We start from the raw sequence: 22,967 nt of genomic DNA, 5'->3' as shown, positions 1-22,967 counted from the left end.
CCCTCAACGCTAGGTGGTGACGAAGTCGATGAGCTCCTCGACCCGCCCGATCAGCGCCGGCTCCAGATCATTCCAATCCCGGACCCGGCCGCGGATGCGCTGCCAGGCGCCGGCGATATCGGTCTGGTCGGCGTGCGGCCAGCCGAGTGCCGCACAGACACCGTGTTTCCACTCGATCCCGCGCGGTATCACCGGCCACGCCGTGCGCCCGATCCTCTCGGGTTTGACTGCCTGCCAGATATCGATGAACGGGTGCCCGACCACCAGCGTGTGTTCTCCGCCCGGTCCGCGACGCACCGCGTCGGCGATCCGGGACTCCTTGGACCCCGCGACCAGGTGGTCGACCAGCACGCCGAGCTTGCGACCGGGCCCCGGCCGGAACTCGGCGACGATCCCGGCGAGATCGTCGATGCCGCCCAGATACTCGACGACCACCCCCTCGATGCGCAGGTCGGCACCCCAGACCTGCTCGACCAGTTCGGCATCGTGGCGGCCCTCGACATAGATGCGGCTGGCCAGTGCCACCCGCGCCTTGGCGCCGGTCACTGCGACCGAGCCCGACGCGGTTCGCGCCGGCGCCTTGACGATCTTCGGGACGGTCAGGATGACCGGTTTGCCCTCGACCAGGAAGCCGGGACCGAGCGGAAACGAGCGCACCCGCCCCGAGCGGTCCTCCAGTTCCACCCGCCCGTTCTCGATGCGCACCACCGCGCCGACGAATCCCGTGGAAGGATCCTCGACCACCAGGCCTTTGTTCGCCGGGTGTTCCACCGACCGAACACGTTTCGGCGTGTGCGGGTTGCGGGACAGGATGTCGGAGCCGTAGCGATCAGTCACGCGGGCGATCCTAGGAACGGCGCCGGCCGACGCGGCGCTGCGACATGCCGCCGTCACTGCATCGAGATCTGCGCTTGACTTGAAGCGCTTCAAGTTCGGCAGAGTGGTCGCCATGACCACCGAACTCGCCGAGGATCTGACCATCCAGCAGGTGGCGCGGCGCACCGGACTCAACGAATCGGCGTTGCGCTATTACGAGCGCATCGGGTTGATCGAACCGGTGCCCCGCGACGAGAGCAGCGGCCACCGCCGATTCCCGCCCGAACTGGTCACCGCCGTCGAGGCGCTGGCCTGCCTGCGCGGCACCGGGATGTCGGTGCAGGACATGCGGTCCTATGTGGACCTCATGCGGCGCGGGCCCGACGCGGCCGCCGAGCAGCAGCGCCTGTTCGCCGAACACGAACGGCGCCTCGGCGAGCAGATCGCACGGCTGGAACTACGCCGCCGGTACGTGGCGGCCAAGGCCCGGATGTGGGGTGCCCGCGCCGACGGCAACACCGCCGCCGAACAGCAGATCATCCGCACCGTCATCGAACTGAGTGACCGATTACTGGAACAGGAGGGCGCACATGAGCGCTGACACCGTGCTCGTCACCGGAGGATCCGGATTCATCGCGACCCACACCATCGCGCAGCTGCTGACCACCGGTCACCCGGTGCGCACGACCGTGCGATCTGCCCAGCGGCGCACCGAGGTCACCGACACGTTGGCCCGCGCCGGCGTGGACACCACCCTGCTGAGCTTCGCGATCGCCGACCTTGATACCGACGACGGTTGGGATGATGCCGTGCGCGGGGCACCCCATGTTCTGCACATGGCCTCACCGTTTCCGCCGCAGCAGCCCACCGATCCCGACGAGCTGATCGGGCCCGCCCGCGACGGCACGCTGCGGGTGCTGCGCGCCGCCGCCCGCCACGATGTGCGCCGGGTGGTGTTGACATCGTCGTTCGCCGCAGTCGGCTACAGCCCGAAGCCCTCGGACCGACCGTTCGACGAGACGGACTGGACAGATCCCGATGACGACAACAGCCCGTACGTGCGGTCCAAGACGCTGGCCGAACGAGCGGCCTGGGACTTCGCGGACGCTCACCCCGATGGCCCGGAGCTGACGGTCATCAACCCCGTCGGCGTCTTCGGCCCGGCCCTCGGGCCGAACCTGTCGAGTTCGGTCGGCATCATCGCCTTGTTGTTGGGCGGTCGGCCGTCGCCGCTGCCGCGAGCGTCGTTCTCGATCGTCGATGCCCGGGACGTGGCCGATCTGCACATCCGCGCGATGCGCAGCCCCGCCGCGGCGGGCGAGCGCTATCTGGCCGTGGCCGGCGCCCCGATGACACTGCCGCAGATCGCGGCGACGCTGCGCGCCCGCCTCGGCACCGCCGCCGACGCGGTGCCTGTCCTCGACGCCCCCGACGACGAGATCCGGGCCGCGGCCCGCGACACACCGGAGCTGCAGGCCTTCGTCGATCTGCTCGGTCCGCCGCGGAGGATCTGCGGCGCCAAGGCCGTCGATCAGCTCCGGTGGCGACCGCGGCCGGCCGCCGATGCGGTGACCGCGACCGCGCAAAGCCTGCTGAACCGCTAGCCCGGCCCTGTTACGGCGGCGAGCTTCTCCGGCGATGAGGTGATCTCGTCGATCACGGTGTGGATGAAGCGCATCTTCTCCAGCACCGCGGGCGGCAGGACGAACGGATACAGATCGTCGTGACCCATCGAGCGGTTCACCATGTTCAACGCCCAGGTCAACGGCAGCCACATCTCGATGATCGTGTCGAACCCACTGGGCCCCAGGGCTCGTCGGTCGAAGGTCGCACCGGCCGGGGCCAGCCCGAAGGCCGCGGCGGTGTCCAGGGTGTCCCGGATGTGCAGGTAATGGGCGAACGTCTCGGCCCAGTCCTCGGCGGGGTGCATGGTGGCGTAGGAGGACACGTGGCGGTCCTGCCAGCCCGCCGGCGCGCCCTGGCTGTAGTGCCGGTCCAGCGCGGCCTGGTAGTCCAGGTCGGGGTCGCCGAAGAGCTCCTCGAACCGTTCGCGGTACTCCGGTGACGGGTCGACCAGCCGGTAGAAGTAGTAGTGGCCGATCTCGTGGCGGAAATGGCCCAGCAGGGTCCGGTATGGCTCCTCCATCGACACGCGCAGCTGTTCGCGGTGCACATCATCGCCCTCGGCGAGGTCGAGGGTGATCACACCGTTGGCATGCCCGGTGAACACCTTCTGGAACTCACTGGAGAGCAGGTCGAAGGCCAGCCCGTAGTGCGGGTCGTCGGCACGGCTGACGACCGGGAGTTTCAGCTCGGCCAACTCGGCGATCAGGCGGCGCTTGGACCGCTCGGCGGCCGCGAAGGCCGCCATCGCCGCGGTGTCACCATCGGCCGGACGGGTCCTGGTCAACGCACACGATGCGCACAACCGGGCACCTCCGTCCGTTTCGACCAGCCAGTTGCATTCGGCGGCATACAGATTGGCGCACAGCGCGTACTTCTTCTCGTCGACCGCCCCGGCGTGGTTGCTCTCGTCGCTGCTGGCGATCACCAGCAGCGCCATGTCATCGAGGGAGAAGCCCAGCGCCGAGCCGCAGGACAGGCACTTGGAATTCTCGAACGCCAGTCGCCGGCCGCAGTTCGGGCAGTTGAAGTCCCGCATGCACGCTCTCCCTCATCGCACGGACGGTTGCTGGTGCCCGCTTCGGATCGCGCTCAAACCAGGTCATCTCGGCGCGACATCGACAGAGACCTCGATCACGCTACTCTCCGACTCTGTGTAGATGATCCCGCGCAGCGGCGGTACATCCGCATAGTCGCGCCCGAATCCGACCACCACATAGCGCTCGTCGACCATCTGGTCATTGGTGGGATCCAGGCCCAGCCAGACGTTCTGCGGGGTCCACACCGCCGCCCACGCGTGTGTCGCGTCCACGCCCACCATGCGTTCCTTGCCCGGCGGCGGATCGGTGGCCAGATATCCGGACACATAACTGGCCGCCAGACCGTTGGCCCGCAGGCAGGCGATGGCCAGCCGGGCGAAATCCTGGCAGACCCCTTCCCGGGCGGCCAGCACCTCGGCCACCCCGGTCGAGATCGTGGTCGAACCGGACCGGTAGGTGAAGTCGCCGAAGATGCGTGCATTGAGGTCGCGCAACACCTCGATCAACGGTCGCCCCGGCTCGAAACTCGGTGCGGCGTAGGCACGTACCTCGTCGGTGATCTCCGGCGGCGCGAGATCGAGGGTGAATTCGGATGCCAGCGCCCCGTCCGGGCCCACCGGCCGCGCGATCTCCCACGGCGCGCGTGCCGACCCACCGTCGTAGCGCTCCGGTGCCGGCGGATCGACCTCCACCACCGATCGACTGGTCACCGACAGCATGCGGTGCCGCTCGGTGACGTGGAAATACGAACTCAGGTTGCCGTAGGCGTCGTGGCTGGTGGACCTGTCGGAGGCCTCGGGTTCGATGATCAGCTCATGGGACAACATGCGCTGTCCTGGCACGTCGCGCGGCGTCAGGAAGCCGCGGCCGTAGGAACCGGTGACATCGTCGGAGTAGCGGTAGGTGGTGCGATGGGTGATCTCGTAGGCGCGCGGCACGGGCGGGGTCACGGCAGCAGCCTCCGCTCGTCGGGTCCCCACAGCGGTTGCATCCCGGTGGGCAGCGACAGATGCGCGGTGGTGATGAGGTCGGACAGTTCGCGCAGGTCGGCATGCAGACCGTCGAGGAGGTCGGCGAGTTCGGTACGGGTGCCGCCGGTTCCGGTGATCTCCAGATCCGCCGGGTCCACCCGGCGCAGCCGTGCGGTGATGTCGTCGGCCAGTCGTTCGGGGCGCGACGAGCCCGACGCGGACGGCAGCCGGCGCAGGTCCTGATGCAACCGGTCGAACTGATAGATCAGTGATCGCGGGTTCTCGCCGTCGAAGAGCACGAGGTCGGCGACCGCGACGATGCTGACCTTGCCGAGGTTCCGCCGGCGGTAGATCACCGAGGACTCGCACGCCACCAGCATCGACTCGGTGACCGTTTGTTCGGCGCCCGGCCGGCGCACCGTGGTCAGCGTCGCCCGCAGCAGCGCGGTCAATCCGAGGCTGCGCTCGATACGTTTGCCGATGTCCATCATGGTCCAGCCGATGTCCTGGACCATCGATTCGGCGGCCATTCCCGACAGTGCCAGCATGCCGGCCAGGGTCTGGGTGTGTGCGGTCAGCAGATAGGCGTCGCCGGCGGCATGGGACTCGGGCTGGCGCGCCCGGGCACCCACGGCGCGGTCGACGGCCGCCAGCACCATCCAGGTGTCATTGGACATCTGGTCACGCACGCCGCGGGCGGCCTGTCCGAGGCGTTCCACCGATTGGGCCAGCGACCCCGGACGGCGACGGTCCGCGGTCAGTGACCACAGTGTGCTGAGCGCGACCGCGATGGCCTCGTGGTCGTCATCGCGCACTCCCGTGTCGGTACCGGTGACCGCACCGACGGCGGCCAACAGCACCGGCACGCACTGGCTTTCGGCCATGTCCTGGCGGTACCGGAATTCGTGGTAACGCTCGCGGGTCACGGTGAGCAGCCGCGCCATCTGCTCGGCGCGTTCGGCGTACCGGCCCAGCCAGAAGAAGTCCGACAGCACGCGCGGCGAGCTGACCCCCCTGGTCGGGCTCGGCGTCATGACCGGTAGGTCCACCGACGGCGCCGGCACGGCCTGCGCCCGGTCCGGGGTCCGTACCCAGACATCCTTGGCGGCAACGGTATCCAGGGTGTATGCGGCGTTACCGGATGCCGGCAGGAAACCCAACCCGCCCGTCATCGGCGCGTATCCACCACGCTGGGCCACCGTGAACAACCGCATGCCGACATCGGCCGCGGACACCCCGCCGGGCAGGAAATCAGTGGGCGCGGAAGAGAATTGCGGCAGTTCCTGGCCCACCCACTGCCACGGGTTCGCGCCGATGCGGGCGGCCAGTTCCTCGCGCGCCGACAGCGACAGCGCGGGCCCGACGATCGTCGGGCCACCGGTGACGGGTTTGATCAACAATCCCGACAGATGTGCCAGCAGATGCGAACGCTCCACATCGATACCGCCCCAGTACATCTGCGGCGACCCCAACTGCGGGGACTCGCCGACCAGCAGCTCGGCCAGTTCCGGCAGGAAGCGTTGCAGTCCGGGACTTTCCAGGATTCCGCTGCCGAGCGTGTTGACCACGGTTGCCGCACCGCGGCGCAGCACCTCCACCAGACCGACGACCCCGAGCCGGGAATCGGCTCGCAGGTCCAGCGGATCGACATAGTCGGCGTCCACGCGACGCAAGACGACATCGACGCGTTTGAGCGTGCCCAGCGAGCGCATCCACAGCTTGCCCTCGCGTACCACCAGGTCGGCGCTTTCCACCAGGGGAAAGCCGAGCACGCTGGCCAGGTAGGCCTGGTCGAACGAGGTCGCGGACTGGGTGCCGGGGCTCAGCACCACCACGACGGGTTCCTCGGCGGTTTCCGGTGCCGCATCGATGAGCGCCAATCGCAGCGCCTGCGCCCAGGGCGACGCCGGCCGGGGGCCGATGTGTTCGTACAGATCGGGTGCGGCGTGCGCGATGACGCGCCGGCCGGCCAGCGCATACCCCGCGCCCGACGGCGCCTGGGTCCAGTCGGCGTTCACCCGGAAGCCACCGTCGGCGGCGCGGCTGACATCGCAACCGTGCAGGAACAGCTGATGCCGGCCCGGCACCTCGATACCGTGAGCGGCCCGCACATAGGCCGGGTGCGCGAACAGCAGCTGCGGCGGCAGCACGCCGCTGGTGACCGAGCGTCGCTCGCTGTACAGGTCGGTCAACACCGCGTCCAGCAGCCGGGAACGCTGCACCACACCGGCTTCCAGGACATCCCAGTCGGCGGTGGAGATCAGCAGCGGCAGTGCGTCGAGGTGCCATGGTTCGGCGATACCGCCGTCCCCGGGCGCGCCACCGGCGGCGTCGGCCTGCTCCACGTGCACATAGGTGATGCCGTCGTCATCGACCAGGTTGCGCACCGTCTCCCGGAGCCGGTCGAGCCCGTGACGGCCGCGGTCGGCCACGCATTCGGCGAGTTCCTGCCAGGCCGGCCGGACGTTGCCGGAGGCATCGACGAACTCGTCGTAACCGTTGCCGACGGTGCCCCGGACGTCGAACAACGCCTGCTGGGCGCGTCGACTCCGGTACCCGGCGAGCACGTCCTCGGCGCGTGTCGTCATCTCTGTGCGAAGAACCATCACCGCGAAACGGTACGCACCCGGCGCGGACAGCGCAGGAGTGGATGGCTACTCGATGACCGCCGTGAGGTCGAAGTCGTAGAAGGCCTCCTTCACCGCCTGCATGAGGGCCTCCCGGCTGTTGTCGGCACCGGGTTCCCACGCGGCGACCGTGATGCACACCGCGCCGCCGACGGTGCCGGCGGCAACCAGCATCCGTCCGCCCATCCGCTCCAGATCCAGGGCGGTGATCCCGGGCTCGGGCGAATGTGCGAAGAACACATCAGCCGGGGTGCCGTCGGGGCGGTTCACCTGCTCGGGCAGCGGTCCGCTGTTGGAGGATCCGATCGGCTTGCCGACCTTGAGCACCAGCTTCTCCAGCCGGCGCAGCAGGAACTTCGGGGTGTAGGGAGCCAACGGCAGCGGGGCGAGCAGCCGCTCGCGGTTCTCGGCGAGTTCGATCAGGGCCGACTTGATGCCGCCGCGGATGGGACCGAGGTCACCGACGGCGGCCGAGGGATCGGCCATCACCGTGATGGTGTTGAGAGCGTTGCCCCGGGTGTCACCCTCCACGCGCTCACTCACCGGCAGCGACAGCATCGCCAGGCCGTCGCCGTCCACCCGCCCGGTGATGGCACCGACGCGGGCCGCGATGCCTGCCAGCAGCGCATTACTGGTTCCGCCAAGGGCTTTCGCGCGACGGTCCCATTCCTGCTGGTCCACCCGCACCGATACCGTGGGCAGGCCGATCGCCCCGCCGGACCTACGGCGGGTCACCGTCACCGGTGCCGCCTTGGCCGACTCGGACAGCTCGGCGGACTGTTCCCGCGCCAGTCGCGCCGCGCCGACCACCGCGCCGGGTATCTCGCGCACCGCACGGGCGCTGATGGCGAGATCGTGGCGCCGCGTCTGACGGCGGGTACGCGAGCCGGGCTCGGGATAACCCAGATCGCGACCCGTGCCGTCGACGGCGTGGGTGATCGATTCGATGAGCGCCCCGGCGTCGGCGACCGTGTGTGACACCACGAGGGTGACCACGGCGCCGCCCTCGACCAGCGGTTGCACGCCGATATGCCACGGCGGTCCGTGTTCGGGGTCGACGGGGACGTTCGACCGTTCCTCGACGAAGTCCCACACCTCGTCGCGGCGCCGTTCGGCGGCCGAGATGTCGATACCCGCGGATTGCCCGCAGGGCACCCAGTGGTGGCGTCCCAGCGGTATGGAGGAACGCTCCAATCGCCGGCCGAGCAACCCGTCGGCCAGATTGCGCTGGAAACGACGCAGACCGTCCATGTCGACACCACGCTCGTAGATCCACACGTACTGGATGACCGGTCCCCGCCCCAGTGCCCGCAACGCCAGATAGGAACCCTGGTCCATATACGCCAGCGTGTTGTCAGGTTTCATGCGCGCCAGGGCCCTTTCTCGCCACGGTGTGTCGTCGGCACGGTGGGCCCCCGGGTACGGGTTCGACGAATCGGGATTTTAACGGACTAGTTAATATTGTGGGGCCGCATCGGCGGGGCGACTACGCTCGCGGGTCCGGATCCTTGCGTACCAACCGCATGGCCAACTCCCCGGGCGGCACCGAATGGCCCTTGTCGCACACGATCTCGACGTGGGCATCGGCCCCACAACCACGATGCCCCAACCGCAGCCTGCCGTTGTTGGGCAGATGATTGCGACCCCACTCGAACATCGCCCAGACCACCGGCATGAAATCGACTCCGGCCTGGGTCAGCACGTACTCGTGCCGCACACGCTGCCCCGGCTCGCGGTAGGGCTGCTTCTCCAGCAAGCCCGCTGCCACCAACTCTCCCAGCCGGGCCGAGGTGGCGGCCCTGGTGAGTCCGACCCGGCGAGCGAACTCGTCGAAACGCGTGGTGCCGTAGTACGCCTCGCGCATGATCAGCATGGTCGACTTCTGCCCGGCGACGGCCATGGTCTTCTCGATGGGACATTCGCCGATGGCCGACCACGCGTCACGGTCGACCAAGGGGCCCTGCAGCACTGTCATGCACATCACTCTATCGCTGGGTTGTTGTAACTGAACTCAGGTGTTACATCTGAGTATAGAAAGCAATACTCAGCGGTGAGTGAGCAGGAGGAGATCATGTCCGGATACTCGGATCGCGACGCGGTCATCGTCGGTGCGGTGCGCACCCCGGTCGGTAAGGGCAAGCCTGGCGGCGCATTGCACGATGTACTGCCCGCCGATCTGCTGGCACACAGCCTGCGCGAACTGATCCAGCGCACCGGCGTCGATCCGGCCCTCGTGGACGACGTCATCGCCGGGGCCGTCACCCAGGTCGGCGATCAGGCCGTCAACATCGCCCGCAACGCCTTGCTCGGCGCGGGATTCCCGGAGTCCGCGCCCGGCACCACGGTCGACCGCCAATGCGGAAGCAGCCAGCAGGCCATCAGCTTCGCCGCCCAGGGCGTGCTGGCCGGCGCATACGACATCGTGATCGCCGCCGGCGTGGAGTCGATGTCACGGGTGCCGATGGGATCATCGGTGCTGCCCGGCAGTGACCCGTTCGGTCGCGATATGGCCGCCCGTTACCCCGAAGGGCTTGTGCCCCAGGGCATCAGCGCAGAACTGATCGCGGCCAGATGGCGGTTGTCACGCACCCAGCTCGACGAGTTCTCGGCATCGAGCCACGAGAAGGCCGCCCGCGCCACCAAGGACGGCCTGTTCGACGACGAACTGGCTCCGATCGCCGGGCTGAGCACCGATGAGATCATCCGGCCGGGCACCACCGTGGAAACCCTCTCAGGCTTGCGGCCGGCGTTCTTCAACGATGCCTACGCGGCGCGGTTCCCCCAGATCAACTGGCAGATCACCCCGGGCAACTCGTCACCGCTGTCCGACGGCAGCGCGGCGGTCATGATCACCAGCGGTGCGACCGCGCGCCGACTCGGACTCAAGCCGCTGGCGCGCATCCACACCACCGCGGTGGTCGGCTCCGATCCGCTGTACATGCTCACCGGCGTCATCCCCGCCACCGAGAAGGTGTTGCACCGGGCCGGATTGACGCTGGCGGATATCGACCTGTTCGAGGTCAACGAGGCCTTCGCCCCGGTCGTACTGAGCTGGGCGGCCGATACCGGAGCCGACCTGTCGAAGGTCAACGTCAACGGCGGCGCCATCGCGATCGGGCATCCGCTGGGCGCCAGCGGCGCACGCATCATGACCACGCTGGTGAACGCGCTGCAACAGCGCGGCGGACGCTACGGTCTGCAGACGATGTGTGAGGGCGGCGGCATGGCCAACGCCACCATCATCGAGCGGTTGTAGACCTCACCATTCAATATCGGGTGTCAGGCCGAAATCACCGAACGCCGTGGAGACCGCCTTCGCCAGCGCCTCCGCGGTGTTCGGCCCGCCCACCTTCCACGAGGCGATGCTGATGGCGGCGGAGGCGCCGGTGATGGTGACCCCGAGCGCCAGATGACCGCCGCGGCGGGCGAAAGCAGCTTCGGTGACCCCGTTCTCGATCATCCGGCCGATGAAGAAGTCGGCCTCGGTACCGTCGATGCGGCTCAGCGCAGGCGGCATCTCACCGGCATTCGAGCAGCCGATCGGCTGCCCCTCCTGCAGCACCGCCTTCTCGACGGTGGCCATCAGGAATTTCGGCACGAACGGGATGAGCGGCAGTGGCGCCATGACCGCGTCGCGGATCTGGTCCATCTCGACGAGCGCCTCCTTGACCGCCCGCCGCAGAATCCCGAGATCCGCGACGACGGCATCCGGATCGACCGTCACGGTGATGACGTTGAGCGCATTGCCGCGGGTGTCCCCCGCGGTTCGCTCGCTCACCGGAAAAGTGAGCATCACGTTGCCGTCGGCGTCGACCCGGCCCAGCGCCCGGCCGAGCCGAGCCGCCAGGGCGGCGACCAGCGCGTTGCGGGTACCGCCGAGATCGGCGACCTTCTCGTCGAAACTCGCCACGTCGATACTGGCCGCCACCATCGGAACGGTGACCGGCTGATCGGATCCGGCGTCGGCCGCGACCGGCCGTTTCGGCGGTCTGGGTTTGCCCGCGCTCTGCTGCCGTTGCAGCTTCACCGTGCCGATCAGCGCCGACGGGATGCCGGGCAGCACCCGGGCGGTGGTACCGATGTCCTCGCGCAGCGCCTGTGCGCGGGTCCGCGATCCCGGCGACGGGTACCCCAGGTTCCAGTCCGTGCCCTCGACTGCCGAGACGATCGACAACGTGGAGGCGGCACCGTCGGCGATGGTGTGCGAGAAGACCAGTGACACCGCCGCGCCTCCGCCGACCAGTGGTTGGACGGCCAGGTGCCACGGCGGCCCGGTTTCCGGATCGACCGGCACCTTTGCCCGTTCGTTGGCCCATTCCCATACCTGCGCGCGGGTGCGCTCATGCGCGGCGACGGCGATGTCCTCAGGGCCGGTGTAACTCACCCAGCGGTGCCTGCCGAACGGCAGCGGTGAGCGTTCGATGCGGCGACCCAGCAGGGTGTGGCGCAGGTTGCGGTGGAAGCGCCGCAACCCGTCCATGTCGACGCCACCGTCATAGATCCACACGGACTGACCGACCGGGCCGCGCCGCAATGCGCGCAGGGCGACATACGACGCGTGGTCCATATAGTCGACCGTGTTCGCCGCCGGTAGCGCCATGGCTGAGCCCATCCCCACCCCAATCCCCGATGTATCGGGGGTGAGAGTACGTCCGGGCCTGCGTCCGCGTGCGAAATCGGCAAAGTCTGTGACGCCTCTCGCACCGCCGCTACGTGCGGACGAGCTCGAACAGTGGGATGACCCGCGACGTCTTCGCCTGATACTCGGCGAAGACCGGGGCCCGCTCGACGATCTTCGGATACGCCGTGTCGCGCTCGTCGTCGGGCAGTTCCCGGGCGGTGACGTCATAGGCGTCGGTGCCGATCTCGATGTGCGCCTTCGGGTTGGCGCGCAGATTGTGCACCCACGCCGGATCCTTCGGCGCGCCGGCATAGGAACCGACGATCAGCACCTTGCCGTCGATCTCCAGATAGGCCAACGGTGACAATCGCGACTTGCCCGATCTGGCGCCGACGGTGTGCAGCAGCAACAGCGTGCCGCCCTCGAAGGGGCCACCGACCTTGCCGGCGTTGGCACGGAACTCCTCGACTATCTGCCGGTTGAAATCGTCGAGTGCGGAGGTGTCGGCCACCAGCTTGCCCTTGTCCAACTCGTCACTCATGCCTTCTCCTCCGGCTTGGCGTCGATTCCCGCCTCCTTGCGCTGCTGCGCGGTGATGGGCGCCGGGGCATCGGTCAGCGGGTCGACGCCACCGCCGGACTTCGGGAAGGCGATGACCTCACGGATCGAGTCGGTGCCGGCCAACAGCGCGGTGATGCGGTCCCAGCCGAACGCGATGCCGCCGTGCGGCGGGGCGCCGAAGGTGAAGGCATCCAACAGGAACCCGAACTTGTCGGCGGCCTCGTCGTGGTCGATGCCCATCATCGCGAACACCCGCTCCTGCACATCGCGGCGGTGGATACGGATCGACCCGCCGCCGATCTCGTTACCGTTGCAGACGATGTCGTAGGCGTTGGCCAGCGCCGCGCCGGGATCGGTGTCGAAGGTGTCCACCGAGTCCGGCTGCGGTGCGGTGAACGCGTGATGCACAGCGGTCCAAGCACCGGAGCCGACGGCGACGTCACCGGAGGCGGTGGCATCATCGGCCGGCTCGAACAGCGGCCAGTCGACCACCCAGGTGAACGCCCACGCGGACGGATCGATCAGGTCCAGCCGCTTGGCGATCTCGATGCGGGTCGCACCGAGCAGCGCGCGGGCACCCTTGGGTGTGCCGGCCGCGAAGAACACGCAGTCACCGGGCCGGGCACCGACGTGCGCGGCCAGACCGTCGCGTTCGGCGTCGGTGAGGTTCTTGGCGACTGGGCCGCTCAGGGTTCCGTCCTCACCGATCAGCACGTAGGCAAGACCCTTGTGGCCGCGCTGCTTGGCGAATTCCTGCCAGCCGTCGAGGGTGCGACGCGGCTGCGAGGCGCCGCCGGTCATCACCACCGCGCCGACATAGGGCGCCTGGAACACCCGGAAGGGAGTGTCGGAGAAGTACTCGGTGCACTCGACGAGTTCGACGCCGAACCGCAGATCGGGCTTGTCCGAACCGAACCGGCGCATGGCGTCGGCGTGACTGATCCGCGGCAACGGCGTGGGCAGGTCGTATCCGATGGTCGCCCAGACGGCCTTGAGCACCTGCTCGGACACCGCGATGACGTCATCGGCCTCGACGAAGCTCATCTCCATGTCCAGCTGGGTGAACTCGGGCTGGCGGTCGGCCCGGAAGTCCTCGTCGCGGTAACACCGCGCGATCTGGTAGTAGCGCTCCATCCCTGCCACCATCAGCAGCTGCTTGAACAGCTGCGGGCTCTGCGGCAGCGCGTAGAAGCTGCCGGGCTGCAGCCGGGCGGGCACCAGGAAGTCCCGCGCGCCCTCGGGCGTCGAGCGGGTCAACGTGGGGGTCTCGATCTCGACGAAGTCGTGTTCGGCGAGCACCCCGCGGGCCGCGGCATTCACCTTGGAGCGCAACCGGATTGCGTTGCCGGGCCCCTCCCGGCGCAGGTCCAGGTAGCGGTACTTGAGGCGGGCCTCCTCACCGGCGGTCTCGTCGAGCTGGAACGGCAGCGGTGCGCTCTCCCCCAGCACGGTCAACTCGGTGGCGTTGACCTCGATCTCACCGGTCGGGATCTCGGCGTTGGCATTGCCCTCGGGCCGGACCTCGACCACACCGGTCACCGAGACGCAGAACTCGGCGCGCAGGCGGTGCGCCTGCTCCAACACGGCGGCATCACGGAACACCACCTGCGACACCCCCGACGCGTCGCGCAGGTCGATGAAGATGACGCCGCCGTGGTCGCGCCGGCGCGCCACCCAACCCGCCAGGGTCACGGTCTGACCGGCGTCGGTGGACCGCAACGAACCGGCGGCATGGGTGCGCAGCACAAAAACTCCTGAGTGTCTTCGGTGGTGATGGGCGATGACGAGTGGCCAGTTTACGTCGGTAGGTTGGACGCCTGTGAACGTGCCAACAGCCGTCATCGGGCCCGGTGCCATCGGATCGACCATCGCGGCCTACCTGCACGCCGCCGACCGCCCGGTCGCGGTGTACGGGCGCACACCGCGCGACACCATCGAGGTGCACCCGGCCGACGGGCCGGCGATCGTCGTGCCCGGCCCGGTGCACACCGATCCCGAACAGGTGCGCGGGCCGGTCCCGGTGGTGTTCCTGGCGGTCAAGGACACCCAGAACGCCGCCGCCGCGGCCTGGCTGCAGAAGCTGTGCGACGCCGACACCGTGGTGTGCGTACTGCAGAACGGGGTCGAACAGGTTGACCGGGTCGCTCCGCTGTGCCCCGCATCGACGGTGATCCCGGCGGCCATCTGGGTGTCGGCCGAGACCGATCCGGCCGGCCGGGTGCGGCTGCGCAACCAGTTGCGGCTGGTGCTGCCGGAAAGTCCCGCCGCCGACACCGTCGCGGCGCTGTTCGCCCACGGCATCGTCGACCGCGACCCGGACTTCAGCTCGGCGGCCTGGCACAAGCTGCTGGTGAACGCTGTGGTCGGGCTGATGGTGCTGACCGGGCGACGCGCCGGGATGTACCGCCGCGACGATATCGCCGCCCTGGCGCGGCGCTATCTCACCGAGTGTCTGGCGGTGGCCCGCGCCGACGGGGCGACCCTCGCCGACGGTGTGGTCGACGAGATCACCGACATGCTGGCCCAGTCACCGCCGGACATCACCACCTCGATGCTGACCGACCGCGAACACGGCCGGCCGCTGGAATGGGACATCCGCAACGGTGTGATCCAGCGCAAGGCGCAGCGATACGGTCTGGACACCCCCATCAGCGATGTGCTGGTCCCGCTGCTGGCCGCCGCCGGGGACGGTCCCGGTTAGGATCGGCGGGTGCCGACCATGTATCCGTGCGAACGTGTCGACCTGGACTTCATCTCCGATGCGCCGTTCCGCTTCGTCAGCACCGTGGACCTGGCCGTCACACCCGAGCAGCTGTTCGAGGTGCTCTCCGACGCCGGGTCATGGCCGCAATGGGCCAGTGTCATCACCAGGGTGACCTGGACCAGCCCGCAACCCTATGACATCGGCACCACCCGCACCGTGCACATGCGTGGCGGCATCATCGGCGACGAGGAGTTCCTGGCCTGGGAGCCCTACAGCCACATGGCTTTCCGCTTCAACGAAGCATCGACGACCAGCATCGCGGCATTCGCCGAGGACTACTGGGTGGTGCCCACCGATCAGGGTTGCCATGTGACCTGGGTGATGGCGATGAAGCCCAACGGCACCGCCGCGCGGCTCGGCATGACGGCCGGAAAACCTCTGATGGCCTGGCTGTTTCAACGATTCCTGCACAACCTCCGGCGCTACACCGACGCGCGTTATCAGTAGACGCCTTCCCACGCGGCGCGCCGCGCGGCGTCGGGATCGCTGACGGTCACATCGCGGGTGGACCGGATCACCAGCGTCTTTCTGGCGTCGGTGTCGAACCGCGGCCACTCGCTGAGTCCCTCGGTGGCGAAATCCAGCCACAACCGCTGCATCCGGCGGCCGACCGACGGTTGCACCCGGCGGCCCAGCGGATGCAGTTTGCGGCCCAGATATGAGCTGTAGCTGTGCTGGATGTGCACGATCTCGCTGCCGTGGGTGGCACCGAGGCCCAACGCCTTCAGCGTCCAGGTGGTGTGGTCGAACCGGTACATGTGCGTCGGCGCATCAGCGCTGTAGGCATCCACGAATGCCCAGGTGGGTGCGCCGAACATGGCGTCGGAACCGAAGTCGATCAGCGACCGTCGACGCGGGAAGCCCGGATAACCGGCCAGCACCCGGTCGCGGGCCTCGGGTGCCCAGCGGGTGAAGAAACCGTCGACACCGGCCGCGGTGGTGGGCAGCATCGGCGGCTTACCCCAGGCGAACATCGATGCTTCGTGGCTGTTGGTACCGATGATCAGCGGTATCGGCGTCACCGCACCGCGGCGCGCCGCCTCGATCGGGTGATGCGGCAGCAGGTCCACCCCGTGTGTCAGTCCGTAGGCCAGGGTCGGGGTGTTCGCCACGCTCTCCAATTGCAACTGGCCGGCGGCGCGTCGCAGGCGCCGTTGCGGCAGCGCCTTCACCTCGTCGGCCTCCACACCGAGTTCGGCGAGGAAGGCGTGCGACTGGCGGGCGCGCGCTTCCCGATCGGCGATCAACGGCAGCGCCGGGCTCTGCGCGATGGCCCGGTCGAACAGCCCGGCGGCCGCCGGACTGGCCAGCAGTGCCAGCACCGACGTCGCACCGGCCGATTCGCCGAACACCGTCACCTGTCTGGGATCACCGCCGAACGCCCCGATGTTCTCCCGGATCCACTGCAGCGCGGCGATCTGGTCGCGCAGGCACAGGTTGTCGTCGAAACCCGGTCCCAGATCACCGAGTTCGAACCCGCCGAAGACCCCGAGCCGATAGGTGACGTTGACGACCACCACATCACCGTTGGCGGCCAGCCGGGACCCGTTGTACAGCTGCAGCTGTCCCGCGCCGTAGACGAAGGCACCGCCGGGGATCCACACCATGACGGGCAGCGACGCGGACACATCCGGTGACCAGACGGTGACGGTCAGGCACGCCTCGTCGCGCATCTTCGGGTCGTCGCGTCCGCCGCCGACGAAGGACCGGCCCTGCGGCGGCAGCGGACCGTGATCGATGGCGTCGCGCACACCGTCCCACGGCCGCAGTGGCTGCGGGCCGAGGAACCGCAGATCGCCCACGGGCTGCTCGGCATAGGCGACGCCGCGCCACACACCGACTCCACCCTCGGTGGTGCCGCGGAGCAGGCCGTGCGTCGTCGGCACGATCGTCGACAGTTCGGCGACAGAGGGCACACCCGAATCGTAGTGTGGAAAGCTGAGTCCGGCCGAGGACGACGCGGTGCCGACACGCAGATGGGTTGGTGGGGACGATGACCTTCAACGAGGGCATGCAGATCGACACGAGCACCACGTCGAGCAGCGGTCGCGGACCGGGCGGCGGCCGGCGCATCGCCGTCGGCGGCGGTATCGGCGGTCTGCTGCTGGTCGTTGTGGCGCTGTTTCTGGGCGTGGACCCGAACAGTGTGCTGCCCCAGGATCAGGGCGCCGGCCTGGACACCGAGGGGGTCACGACCCCCGGCTTCGATCTCAGCCAGTGCAAGACCGGTGCCGATGCCAACGAACTCGTCCAGTGCCGGGTGGTGGCGACCGGCAACTCCGTGGACGCGGTGTGGCAGCAGCTGCTCCCCGACTACCGCCGTCCCCAGGTGCGGTTGTTCACCGGGGAGGTGAACACCGGCTGCGGTCCGGCCACCAGCGCGGTCGGCCCGTTCTACTGCCCCGCCGACGAGACCGCCTACTTCGACACCGACTTCTTCGATGTGCTGGTGACGCAGTTCGGCTCCAGCGGTGGGCCGTTCGCCCAGGAGTATGTGGTGGCCCACGAGTTCGGCCACCACGTGCAGAATCTGTTGGGCGTGCTCGGCCGCGCCCAACAGGATCCGACCGGACCCACCGGTGGCGGGGTGCGCACCGAGTTGCAGGCCGACTGCTACGCCGGAGTGTGGGCGCACTACGCGGCCATCACCAAGCAGGAGGGCACCGATGTGCCCTTCCTGCAACCGTTGAGCGACAAGGACATCGCGGATGCGCTGTCGGCCGCGTCGGCCGTCGGCGACGATCGCATCCAGGAGGCGGCGACCGGGCGGGTGAGCCCGGAATCGTGGACCCACGGTTCCTCCGAGCAGCGCCAGCGGTGGTTCACCACCGGTTATCAGACCGGTGACCCGAACAAGTGCGACACCTTCGCCCCGGGGTCACTGTGACCGACCCGATCGAACCCGATACCAAGGACTGGACCTGGGTCCTGACCCGCGCCTGCCCGGACTGCGGATTCGACCCGGCGTCGGTGCGACCGGCCGACGTGCCCGAGCGCATCCGGGCCGATGCCGCCGACTGGGTGCACCGGTTGGCCGGTGCCGATGTCCGGTCGCGGCCTGCCCCCGGCGTGTGGTCGGACCTGGAGTACGGCTGCCACATCCGCGATGTGCACCGCATCTTCGATCACCGGGTGCAGCTGATGCTCACCGAGGACGACCCGCGCTTCCCGAACTGGGATCAGGACGAAACGGCGATCGCCGACGACTATGCCGCTCAGGATCCCGCCGTGGTGGCCGGTGAACTCTTCGACGCGGCAACCGCGGTGGCCGACCGCTATGACCGGGTGCCCACCGATGCCTGGTCGCGGCGCGGATTACGCAGCAACGGAAGTGAATTCACCGTCGCCACCATAGCGGTGTACCACCTGCACGATATCGTGCACCATGCCTGGGACGTGACGGGGCGAGTTTCGCCGATCGGCTGATCACATTGCACACATCTGGTTAATGTGTGCAACATGGCCCGGCCCGGTTCACTGTCCCCCGCGCTGCTGGCGGCCAATGCCGACACGCTGCGCCGGCTGGGTCCGCGGCAGTCGCGACCGCGCCATCACGATCGCACTGGATCATTTGGCAGCCGGTTTCGTCGACGCGATGGCCGCCGAGGTGGACCGCCCCGGGACGCTCGCCGACCAGATGGCGGCCGCTGCGGTGTTGTTGCTGCGCAATATCGGCGATGACCTGGCGACCCGGTCGGTCGGGCTGCGGCGACAACGGGTCAAGGCGGCACAGAGCACCGGAGAGGGCGCCGGCGTGGATCCGGCGCGAGCGGGCGAATGGATCGTGCGCATGCTCTTCGGCTTCGAACTGCTGCCGCCGATGGGCGTCAACCTGGACAGCCCGCGCGCGGTGCGCAGATTCGTCGCAGATTTTCTGATCAGCGGACTCAGCGGGAGGTAGCGATGAACGAACCCGAACACGAGGTGGCCATCATCGGGGCGGGCCCCGGCGGTATCGCAGCGGCGCACCATCTGCGCGAGCACGGCATCGACGATTTCGTCATCATCGAACGCGGCGCCGATTTCGGCGGGACCTGGCGGGACAACCACTACCCCGGCCTGGCGGTCGACATCCCGAGCCTGTGGTACCAGCTGTCGTTCGCCCCGAAGGCCGACTGGTCGCGACTGTTCGCGCCGGGTCCCGAGCTCTACCGGTACCTGCAGGACACCGCGACGCAACTGGGCCTCTATCGCCATCTGCTCGCCGATGCCGAAGTGCTGCAACAACGCTGGGACGATACGGCCGGGCTGTGGCGACTGACGATCCGCGACCGGCCGGAACTCACCGCACGCTTCCTGATCAGCTCGGTGGGCGGGTACGTCAACGCCAAGCAGAGCGTCGACATCGAGGGCGCCGAGGAGTTCGCCGGTACCGTGCTGCGGCCGAACGCCTGGGATGACACCTACGACACCACGGGTAAGCGGATCGCGGTCATCGGCACCGGCTCCAGCGGGATTCAGATCTCGGCGGCGGTCTCCGCCGGCGCGACCACGCTCGACGTCTATCAACGCACGCCGGCATGGGTGCTGCCCAAGATCGACTTCGACCTGCCGCCACTGATGCGTCGCGCGCTACGACTACCCGGCGTGCTGCCGGTCGTCAACGCGGCGGGACGACTGCTCATGGATGCGGCGATGATCGCGCCGGTCGTGCATGTGTTCTCCCGGTTGCCCGACCGGGTGCTGGTCCGGTTGATGCCGCTGTACGACGCGTACTGCCGCGCGCTGTACCGGCTGCTGTTGCGGTGCACCGTCCGCGATTCGGCGACCCGCGCGGCGCTGGTGCCGCGTTACGGCATCCTGGCCAAGCGGCCCGTGATCTCCAGCGCGTTCTTCAAGGCCCTGAACAATCCGAACACTCGGCTGATCACCACCGCGATCGAACGGATCACCCGCGACGGGGTGCGCACCGTCGACGGTGTCGAGCGGCCGGTCGACCTGCTGGTGCTGGCGACCGGCTACGAGTTGTGGACCGACCCCGAAACCTACCGTCCCGCAACGATTCTGGGTGCCGACGGTTTCGACCTCGCCGAGTACTACCGCGCGCACGGTATGCAGAGTTATGCCGGCACCGCCCATCCGCGGTTGCCCAACCGCTGGGAGATCGTCGGGCCCAACGGTTTCGTCGGCTTCGCCTGGTGTGACTTCGTCGAGACCATGGCCCGGCACGCGGCGCGGGTGATCGCCGAGACCCGCTCGCGTGGCGCCCAGGTCGCCGAGGTCGGCCTGGACGCGTTCAACCGCTGGAACGCCGTGATGGCCCGCCGCGGCAAGACCGCCCACCTGTATTTCACCGACTGCAACCCCGGACTGCGCACCTACTTCATCAACTCCCGGCACGAGACGGTGTATCACCGGCCCCAGACCATCACCGCCGCGCGGCGATTCGCCGCCCACGGCCCACTGGACGATTACCGCTTCAGCACCCGCACCGTCGCGGCCGTACCCGAGGAGCAGCCCGCATGAACCTGCCACTGGCCGGCCGCGTCGCCTATGTCACCGGGGCCGCCCGTGGGCAGGGGCGCTCGCACTGTCGGCGGCTGGCGCAGGCCGGCGCCGATATCGTCGCGATCGACGCCTGCGGACCCGTCGCCGAGCACAACGGATACCCGGCCGCCACCCCGACGGATCTCGCCGAGACCGTCGCCCTGGTCGAGAACGAGGGCCGCAAGATGCTGGCCAGGCAGGTCGACGTCCGTGACGGCGACGGTCAGCAACGGGTGGTCGCCGATGCCGTCGAACAGTTCGGCCGACTGGACATCGTGGTGGCCAATGCCGCCGTGCTGAACTGGGGCAGGCTGTGGGAGATTTCGCCGCAGCAGTGGCAGGACGTCCTGGACGTGAACCTCACCGGGGTCTGGAACACCATCCGCGCCGTGGTGCCGCCGATGATCGAGGCCGGCAACGGCGGCTCGATCATCAACATCAGCTCGGCCGCGGGTATCAAGGCGGTACCGGGCTGCGGGCATTATTGCGCCACCAAGTTCGGGGTGGTGGCGCTGACCAACTCGCTGGCCGTCGAACTCGGCCCGTACGGGATCCGGGTCAACTCGGTGCATCCGTACGGCACCGACACCCCGATGGGCAACGACACCGCCATGTACCAGCTGTTCGCCGATCACCAGACCTACATCCACAGCTTTTCGCCGGGTGCGCTGCCCACGGATTCCCTGGCCGCGCCGGACCTGGTGTCCGATATCGTGCTGTGGCTGGCCGGCGACGCGTCCTCGCTGGTGACCGCCGCCCAGATCCCGGCGGACAAGGGTTATCTGAAGATCTGAGTCACAGCCGCGATTGATGCTTGATGTCGGTGTCGCTGGTGCGCAGCGGCCGGATCAACCCGTCCTGGGCGAACGAGGCCAACAACTCACCCTCCTCGGTGTGCACGGTGCCGCGCACATAGGACATGCCGGCACCGACCTGGGTGCTCTCATGCCCGTAGAGCAGCCAGCCCTGCCACTGCACCGGCTCGTGGAAACTGACCGAAACCGTCATCGGCGCGGTGGAGACGGTCAGATGCGCCTGCGCCGTACCGATACCTTCATGTGCTCGCATGGTCGTCGAAATCCCCAGGTGTCCAGTGAAATACGCGATCAGGGCCTTGGCGAGATCATCTCGCACCGGTATGGGATCGTAGTGCAGCCAGGCGTGTAGTTCAGGCGGACCGACCTCATCAGGGCTGTTGACGTCGATGACGTCGACCAGCCGCACCTGGCGGCCGGCCATCGGCATGATGGACGGCTGGGCGTCCTGCGGTCCGGCGACCTGGGCCTTGGGCAGGTGATGACGGATCACATCGCCGGACGGCACGTCGAGCAGCACCGTGACGGTGATGCAGCGCTTGCCGTTCTGCGACGCGGTGATCACCGCTGTCGCCGTCGACCGGCCCTCCGAGACGACGTCGATGTCCAGTTCGACCGGTGGGCCGACCGACACCACCCGGGCGAACACCGCGTAGACCGACCGCACCGACTTGTCCGGGAAGCGCTTGGCCGCCGCGACGATGGCCTGCGCCAGCACCTGGGTGCCCTCGACCACCTGCCGATCGTCGGCGCCGGCCAGGCCGGTCTGCGCCAGGAAGCGATTGTCCCCATCGGGTTGCGGGTCGAACAGATCGAGCAGCCCCTCCAGCGTCCACTCCACCGAGTGGGCCGCCTGGTCCGAAGTCGTCATCGTCTCCCTTTCCTGGGTGTCGGCAAGTCCGCCTGCGCGCTCTGCAAAAACGGTAACGTCATTCTCGCCACAGGCACAACGGCCACGGGAGGCAGGGGCACAGATGTCCGGCGCCGAGGATGCCGAGCCACGAACGGTCCGCTTCATGAGATCGGCGTTGTCGATCCTCGGTGAGACCGGCCGCACCGACTTCACCGTGCTCGAGGTCGTCGAGCGTTCGAAGACCTCGCTGCGATCCTTTTATCAGCACTACTCCACCAAGGACGAGCTGCTGCTGGCACTGGTGGACAAGATCATGTCCGAGTCGACGGCGCACTGGCGCGCCGATATCGCCGAACTGGACGCCGTGGCCGCCCTGCGCGCCCTGGTCGAGAAGATCAGCGCGCCGGCCGCGTCCACCAAGCAGGACAGCATCAACCGTGGTCTGACCTTCTTCAACGATCATCTGGCGGAGTCGCGGCCGCAGGAGTACGCCAGGGTGCTCGCGCCGCTGCACGCGTTGATCAGGGACATCATCGCCGCCGGCATCGCCGAGGGGGTGTTCCGCAGCGATCCGGACACCGACACCACCGCGGCGCTGATCATGCAGACCCTGTTGGGGGCGTTGCGGCTGCGCGCCCTCGGCGCCGAACTGAACGGCACTCCGATCGAGGGCCGACACATCTTCGGTTTCTGCGCGCACAGCCTGCTCAAGGATCCTTCGCACCCGCTCTGACGCGTGGTAACGTCATTACCAAGTTTCGAGAAGCGGCCTTTCGAAAGACGGAAATG

The 22,967-nt window shown here is 68.4% G+C and carries 22 protein-coding genes; 11 read left to right on the top strand and 11 right to left on the bottom strand.

Annotation, left to right across the window (positions count from 1 at the left end; all coding sequences use genetic code 11):
- Nucleotides 1-9 precede the first annotated feature (9 nt).
- A complete protein-coding gene (locus ACWDUN_RS04520; protein WP_449925103.1) occupies nucleotides 10-837 on the bottom strand; it encodes a DUF3097 domain-containing protein in 828 nt (275 codons plus the stop codon).
- Between the two features lie 112 nt (nucleotides 838-949).
- Here ACWDUN_RS04520 and ACWDUN_RS04515 point away from each other — a divergent pair, with 112 nt between their 5' ends.
- On the top strand, nucleotides 950-1,417 hold the full coding sequence (locus ACWDUN_RS04515; RefSeq protein ID WP_449925100.1) for a MerR family transcriptional regulator: 468 nt from the start codon (nucleotides 950-952) through the stop codon (nucleotides 1,415-1,417).
- On the top strand, nucleotides 1,407-2,420 hold the full coding sequence (locus ACWDUN_RS04510) for an NAD-dependent epimerase/dehydratase family protein (protein ID WP_449925098.1): 1,014 nt from the start codon (nucleotides 1,407-1,409) through the stop codon (nucleotides 2,418-2,420). The genes ACWDUN_RS04515 and ACWDUN_RS04510 overlap by 11 nt, the downstream gene beginning before the upstream one ends.
- Here ACWDUN_RS04510 and ACWDUN_RS04505 read toward each other — a convergent pair.
- From ACWDUN_RS04505 to ACWDUN_RS04485, 5 genes are all read right to left on the bottom strand, one after another.
- The gene (locus tag ACWDUN_RS04505; RefSeq protein WP_449925096.1) at nucleotides 2,417-3,478 is read right to left on the bottom strand and encodes a zinc-binding metallopeptidase family protein; all 1,062 of its coding nucleotides are present in this window, start codon (nucleotides 3,476-3,478) and stop codon (nucleotides 2,417-2,419) included. The genes ACWDUN_RS04510 and ACWDUN_RS04505 overlap by 4 nt on opposite strands.
- A 63-nt stretch (nucleotides 3,479-3,541) precedes the next feature.
- Nucleotides 3,542-4,429 (bottom strand): transglutaminase family protein, encoded by an 888-nt coding sequence (locus tag ACWDUN_RS04500; protein ID WP_449925093.1) that lies wholly within the window; start codon nucleotides 4,427-4,429, stop codon nucleotides 3,542-3,544.
- Nucleotides 4,426-7,056, bottom strand: a complete 2,631-nt coding sequence (locus tag ACWDUN_RS04495) for a circularly permuted type 2 ATP-grasp protein (protein WP_449925090.1) — start codon at nucleotides 7,054-7,056, stop codon at nucleotides 4,426-4,428. The genes ACWDUN_RS04500 and ACWDUN_RS04495 overlap by 4 nt, the downstream gene beginning before the upstream one ends.
- Nucleotides 7,057-7,104: 48 nt before the next feature.
- The gene (locus tag ACWDUN_RS04490; protein ID WP_449925087.1) at nucleotides 7,105-8,442 is read right to left on the bottom strand and encodes a hypothetical protein; all 1,338 of its coding nucleotides are present in this window, start codon (nucleotides 8,440-8,442) and stop codon (nucleotides 7,105-7,107) included.
- 121 nt (nucleotides 8,443-8,563) lie between these two features.
- Complete coding sequence (locus tag ACWDUN_RS04485; RefSeq protein ID WP_449925085.1) at nucleotides 8,564-9,052, bottom strand: winged helix-turn-helix transcriptional regulator; 489 nt, start codon at nucleotides 9,050-9,052, stop codon at nucleotides 8,564-8,566.
- A gap of 96 nt (nucleotides 9,053-9,148) precedes the next feature.
- Between ACWDUN_RS04485 and ACWDUN_RS04480 the strand changes: the two genes are divergently transcribed.
- The gene (locus ACWDUN_RS04480) at nucleotides 9,149-10,333 is read left to right on the top strand and encodes a thiolase family protein (protein ID WP_449926259.1); all 1,185 of its coding nucleotides are present in this window, start codon (nucleotides 9,149-9,151) and stop codon (nucleotides 10,331-10,333) included.
- 3 nt (nucleotides 10,334-10,336) lie between these two features.
- Here the strand turns inward: ACWDUN_RS04480 and ACWDUN_RS04475 are convergent, their stop codons facing one another.
- The 3 genes from ACWDUN_RS04475 to aspS all read right to left on the bottom strand — a co-directional run bounded on the left by ACWDUN_RS04475 (nucleotide 10,337) and on the right by aspS (nucleotide 14,005).
- Nucleotides 10,337-11,644 carry a hypothetical protein gene (locus ACWDUN_RS04475; protein WP_449925082.1) on the bottom strand — a complete coding sequence of 436 codons (1,308 nt, stop codon included), beginning with the start codon at nucleotides 11,642-11,644 and terminating at the stop codon, nucleotides 10,337-10,339.
- 142 nt (nucleotides 11,645-11,786) lie between these two features.
- On the bottom strand, nucleotides 11,787-12,239 hold the full coding sequence (locus tag ACWDUN_RS04470; RefSeq protein ID WP_449925079.1) for a nitroreductase family deazaflavin-dependent oxidoreductase: 453 nt from the start codon (nucleotides 12,237-12,239) through the stop codon (nucleotides 11,787-11,789).
- On the bottom strand, nucleotides 12,236-14,005 hold the full coding sequence (aspS, locus tag ACWDUN_RS04465; RefSeq protein ID WP_449925076.1) for an aspartate--tRNA ligase: 1,770 nt from the start codon (nucleotides 14,003-14,005) through the stop codon (nucleotides 12,236-12,238). Before aspS ends, ACWDUN_RS04470 begins: the two co-directional genes overlap by 4 nt.
- Before the next feature lie 73 nt (nucleotides 14,006-14,078).
- Here aspS and ACWDUN_RS04460 point away from each other — a divergent pair, with 73 nt between their 5' ends.
- On the top strand, nucleotides 14,079-14,960 hold the full coding sequence (locus ACWDUN_RS04460) for an oxidoreductase (RefSeq protein WP_449925073.1): 882 nt from the start codon (nucleotides 14,079-14,081) through the stop codon (nucleotides 14,958-14,960).
- A gap of 18 nt (nucleotides 14,961-14,978) precedes the next feature.
- On the top strand, nucleotides 14,979-15,470 hold the full coding sequence (locus ACWDUN_RS04455; RefSeq protein WP_449926256.1) for an SRPBCC family protein: 492 nt from the start codon (nucleotides 14,979-14,981) through the stop codon (nucleotides 15,468-15,470).
- Here ACWDUN_RS04455 and ACWDUN_RS04450 read toward each other — a convergent pair.
- Nucleotides 15,464-16,939, bottom strand: coding sequence for a carboxylesterase/lipase family protein (locus ACWDUN_RS04450; RefSeq protein WP_449925070.1), 1,476 nt, complete (start codon nucleotides 16,937-16,939; stop codon nucleotides 15,464-15,466). The two genes, ACWDUN_RS04455 and ACWDUN_RS04450, sit on opposite strands and share 7 nt — an antisense overlap.
- A gap of 77 nt (nucleotides 16,940-17,016) precedes the next feature.
- On the opposite strand from ACWDUN_RS04450, the gene ypfJ reads away from it, so the two are divergent.
- The 5 genes from ypfJ (at nucleotide 17,017) to ACWDUN_RS04425 (ending at nucleotide 21,304) form a co-directional block, all read left to right on the top strand.
- Nucleotides 17,017-17,910, top strand: a complete 894-nt coding sequence (ypfJ, locus tag ACWDUN_RS04445; protein WP_449925067.1) for a KPN_02809 family neutral zinc metallopeptidase — start codon at nucleotides 17,017-17,019, stop codon at nucleotides 17,908-17,910.
- The gene (locus tag ACWDUN_RS04440; protein WP_449925064.1) at nucleotides 17,907-18,449 is read left to right on the top strand and encodes a DinB family protein; all 543 of its coding nucleotides are present in this window, start codon (nucleotides 17,907-17,909) and stop codon (nucleotides 18,447-18,449) included. Before ypfJ ends, ACWDUN_RS04440 begins: the two co-directional genes overlap by 4 nt.
- Before the next feature lie 76 nt (nucleotides 18,450-18,525).
- Nucleotides 18,526-18,924, top strand: a complete 399-nt coding sequence (locus tag ACWDUN_RS04435) for a hypothetical protein (RefSeq protein WP_449925061.1) — start codon at nucleotides 18,526-18,528, stop codon at nucleotides 18,922-18,924.
- A 2-nt stretch (nucleotides 18,925-18,926) separates the two neighbouring features.
- Nucleotides 18,927-20,489, top strand: coding sequence for a flavin-containing monooxygenase (locus tag ACWDUN_RS04430; protein ID WP_449925058.1), 1,563 nt, complete (start codon nucleotides 18,927-18,929; stop codon nucleotides 20,487-20,489).
- Nucleotides 20,486-21,304 (top strand): mycofactocin-coupled SDR family oxidoreductase, encoded by an 819-nt coding sequence (locus ACWDUN_RS04425; protein ID WP_449925055.1) that lies wholly within the window; start codon nucleotides 20,486-20,488, stop codon nucleotides 21,302-21,304. Before ACWDUN_RS04430 ends, ACWDUN_RS04425 begins: the two co-directional genes overlap by 4 nt.
- Nucleotide 21,305: 1 nt before the next feature.
- On the opposite strand, the gene ACWDUN_RS04420 is transcribed toward ACWDUN_RS04425, so the two are convergent.
- Complete coding sequence (locus ACWDUN_RS04420; protein WP_449925053.1) at nucleotides 21,306-22,196, bottom strand: acyl-CoA thioesterase; 891 nt, start codon at nucleotides 22,194-22,196, stop codon at nucleotides 21,306-21,308.
- A gap of 145 nt (nucleotides 22,197-22,341) precedes the next feature.
- On the opposite strand from ACWDUN_RS04420, the gene ACWDUN_RS04415 reads away from it, so the two are divergent.
- Nucleotides 22,342-22,911, top strand: a complete 570-nt coding sequence (locus ACWDUN_RS04415; protein WP_449925051.1) for a TetR/AcrR family transcriptional regulator — start codon at nucleotides 22,342-22,344, stop codon at nucleotides 22,909-22,911.
- Nucleotides 22,912-22,967 lie beyond the last annotated feature (56 nt).

This window comes from Mycobacterium sp. NPDC003323, from assembly GCF_053589535.1.
This window is presented reverse-complemented; position numbering and strand designations above follow the sequence as displayed.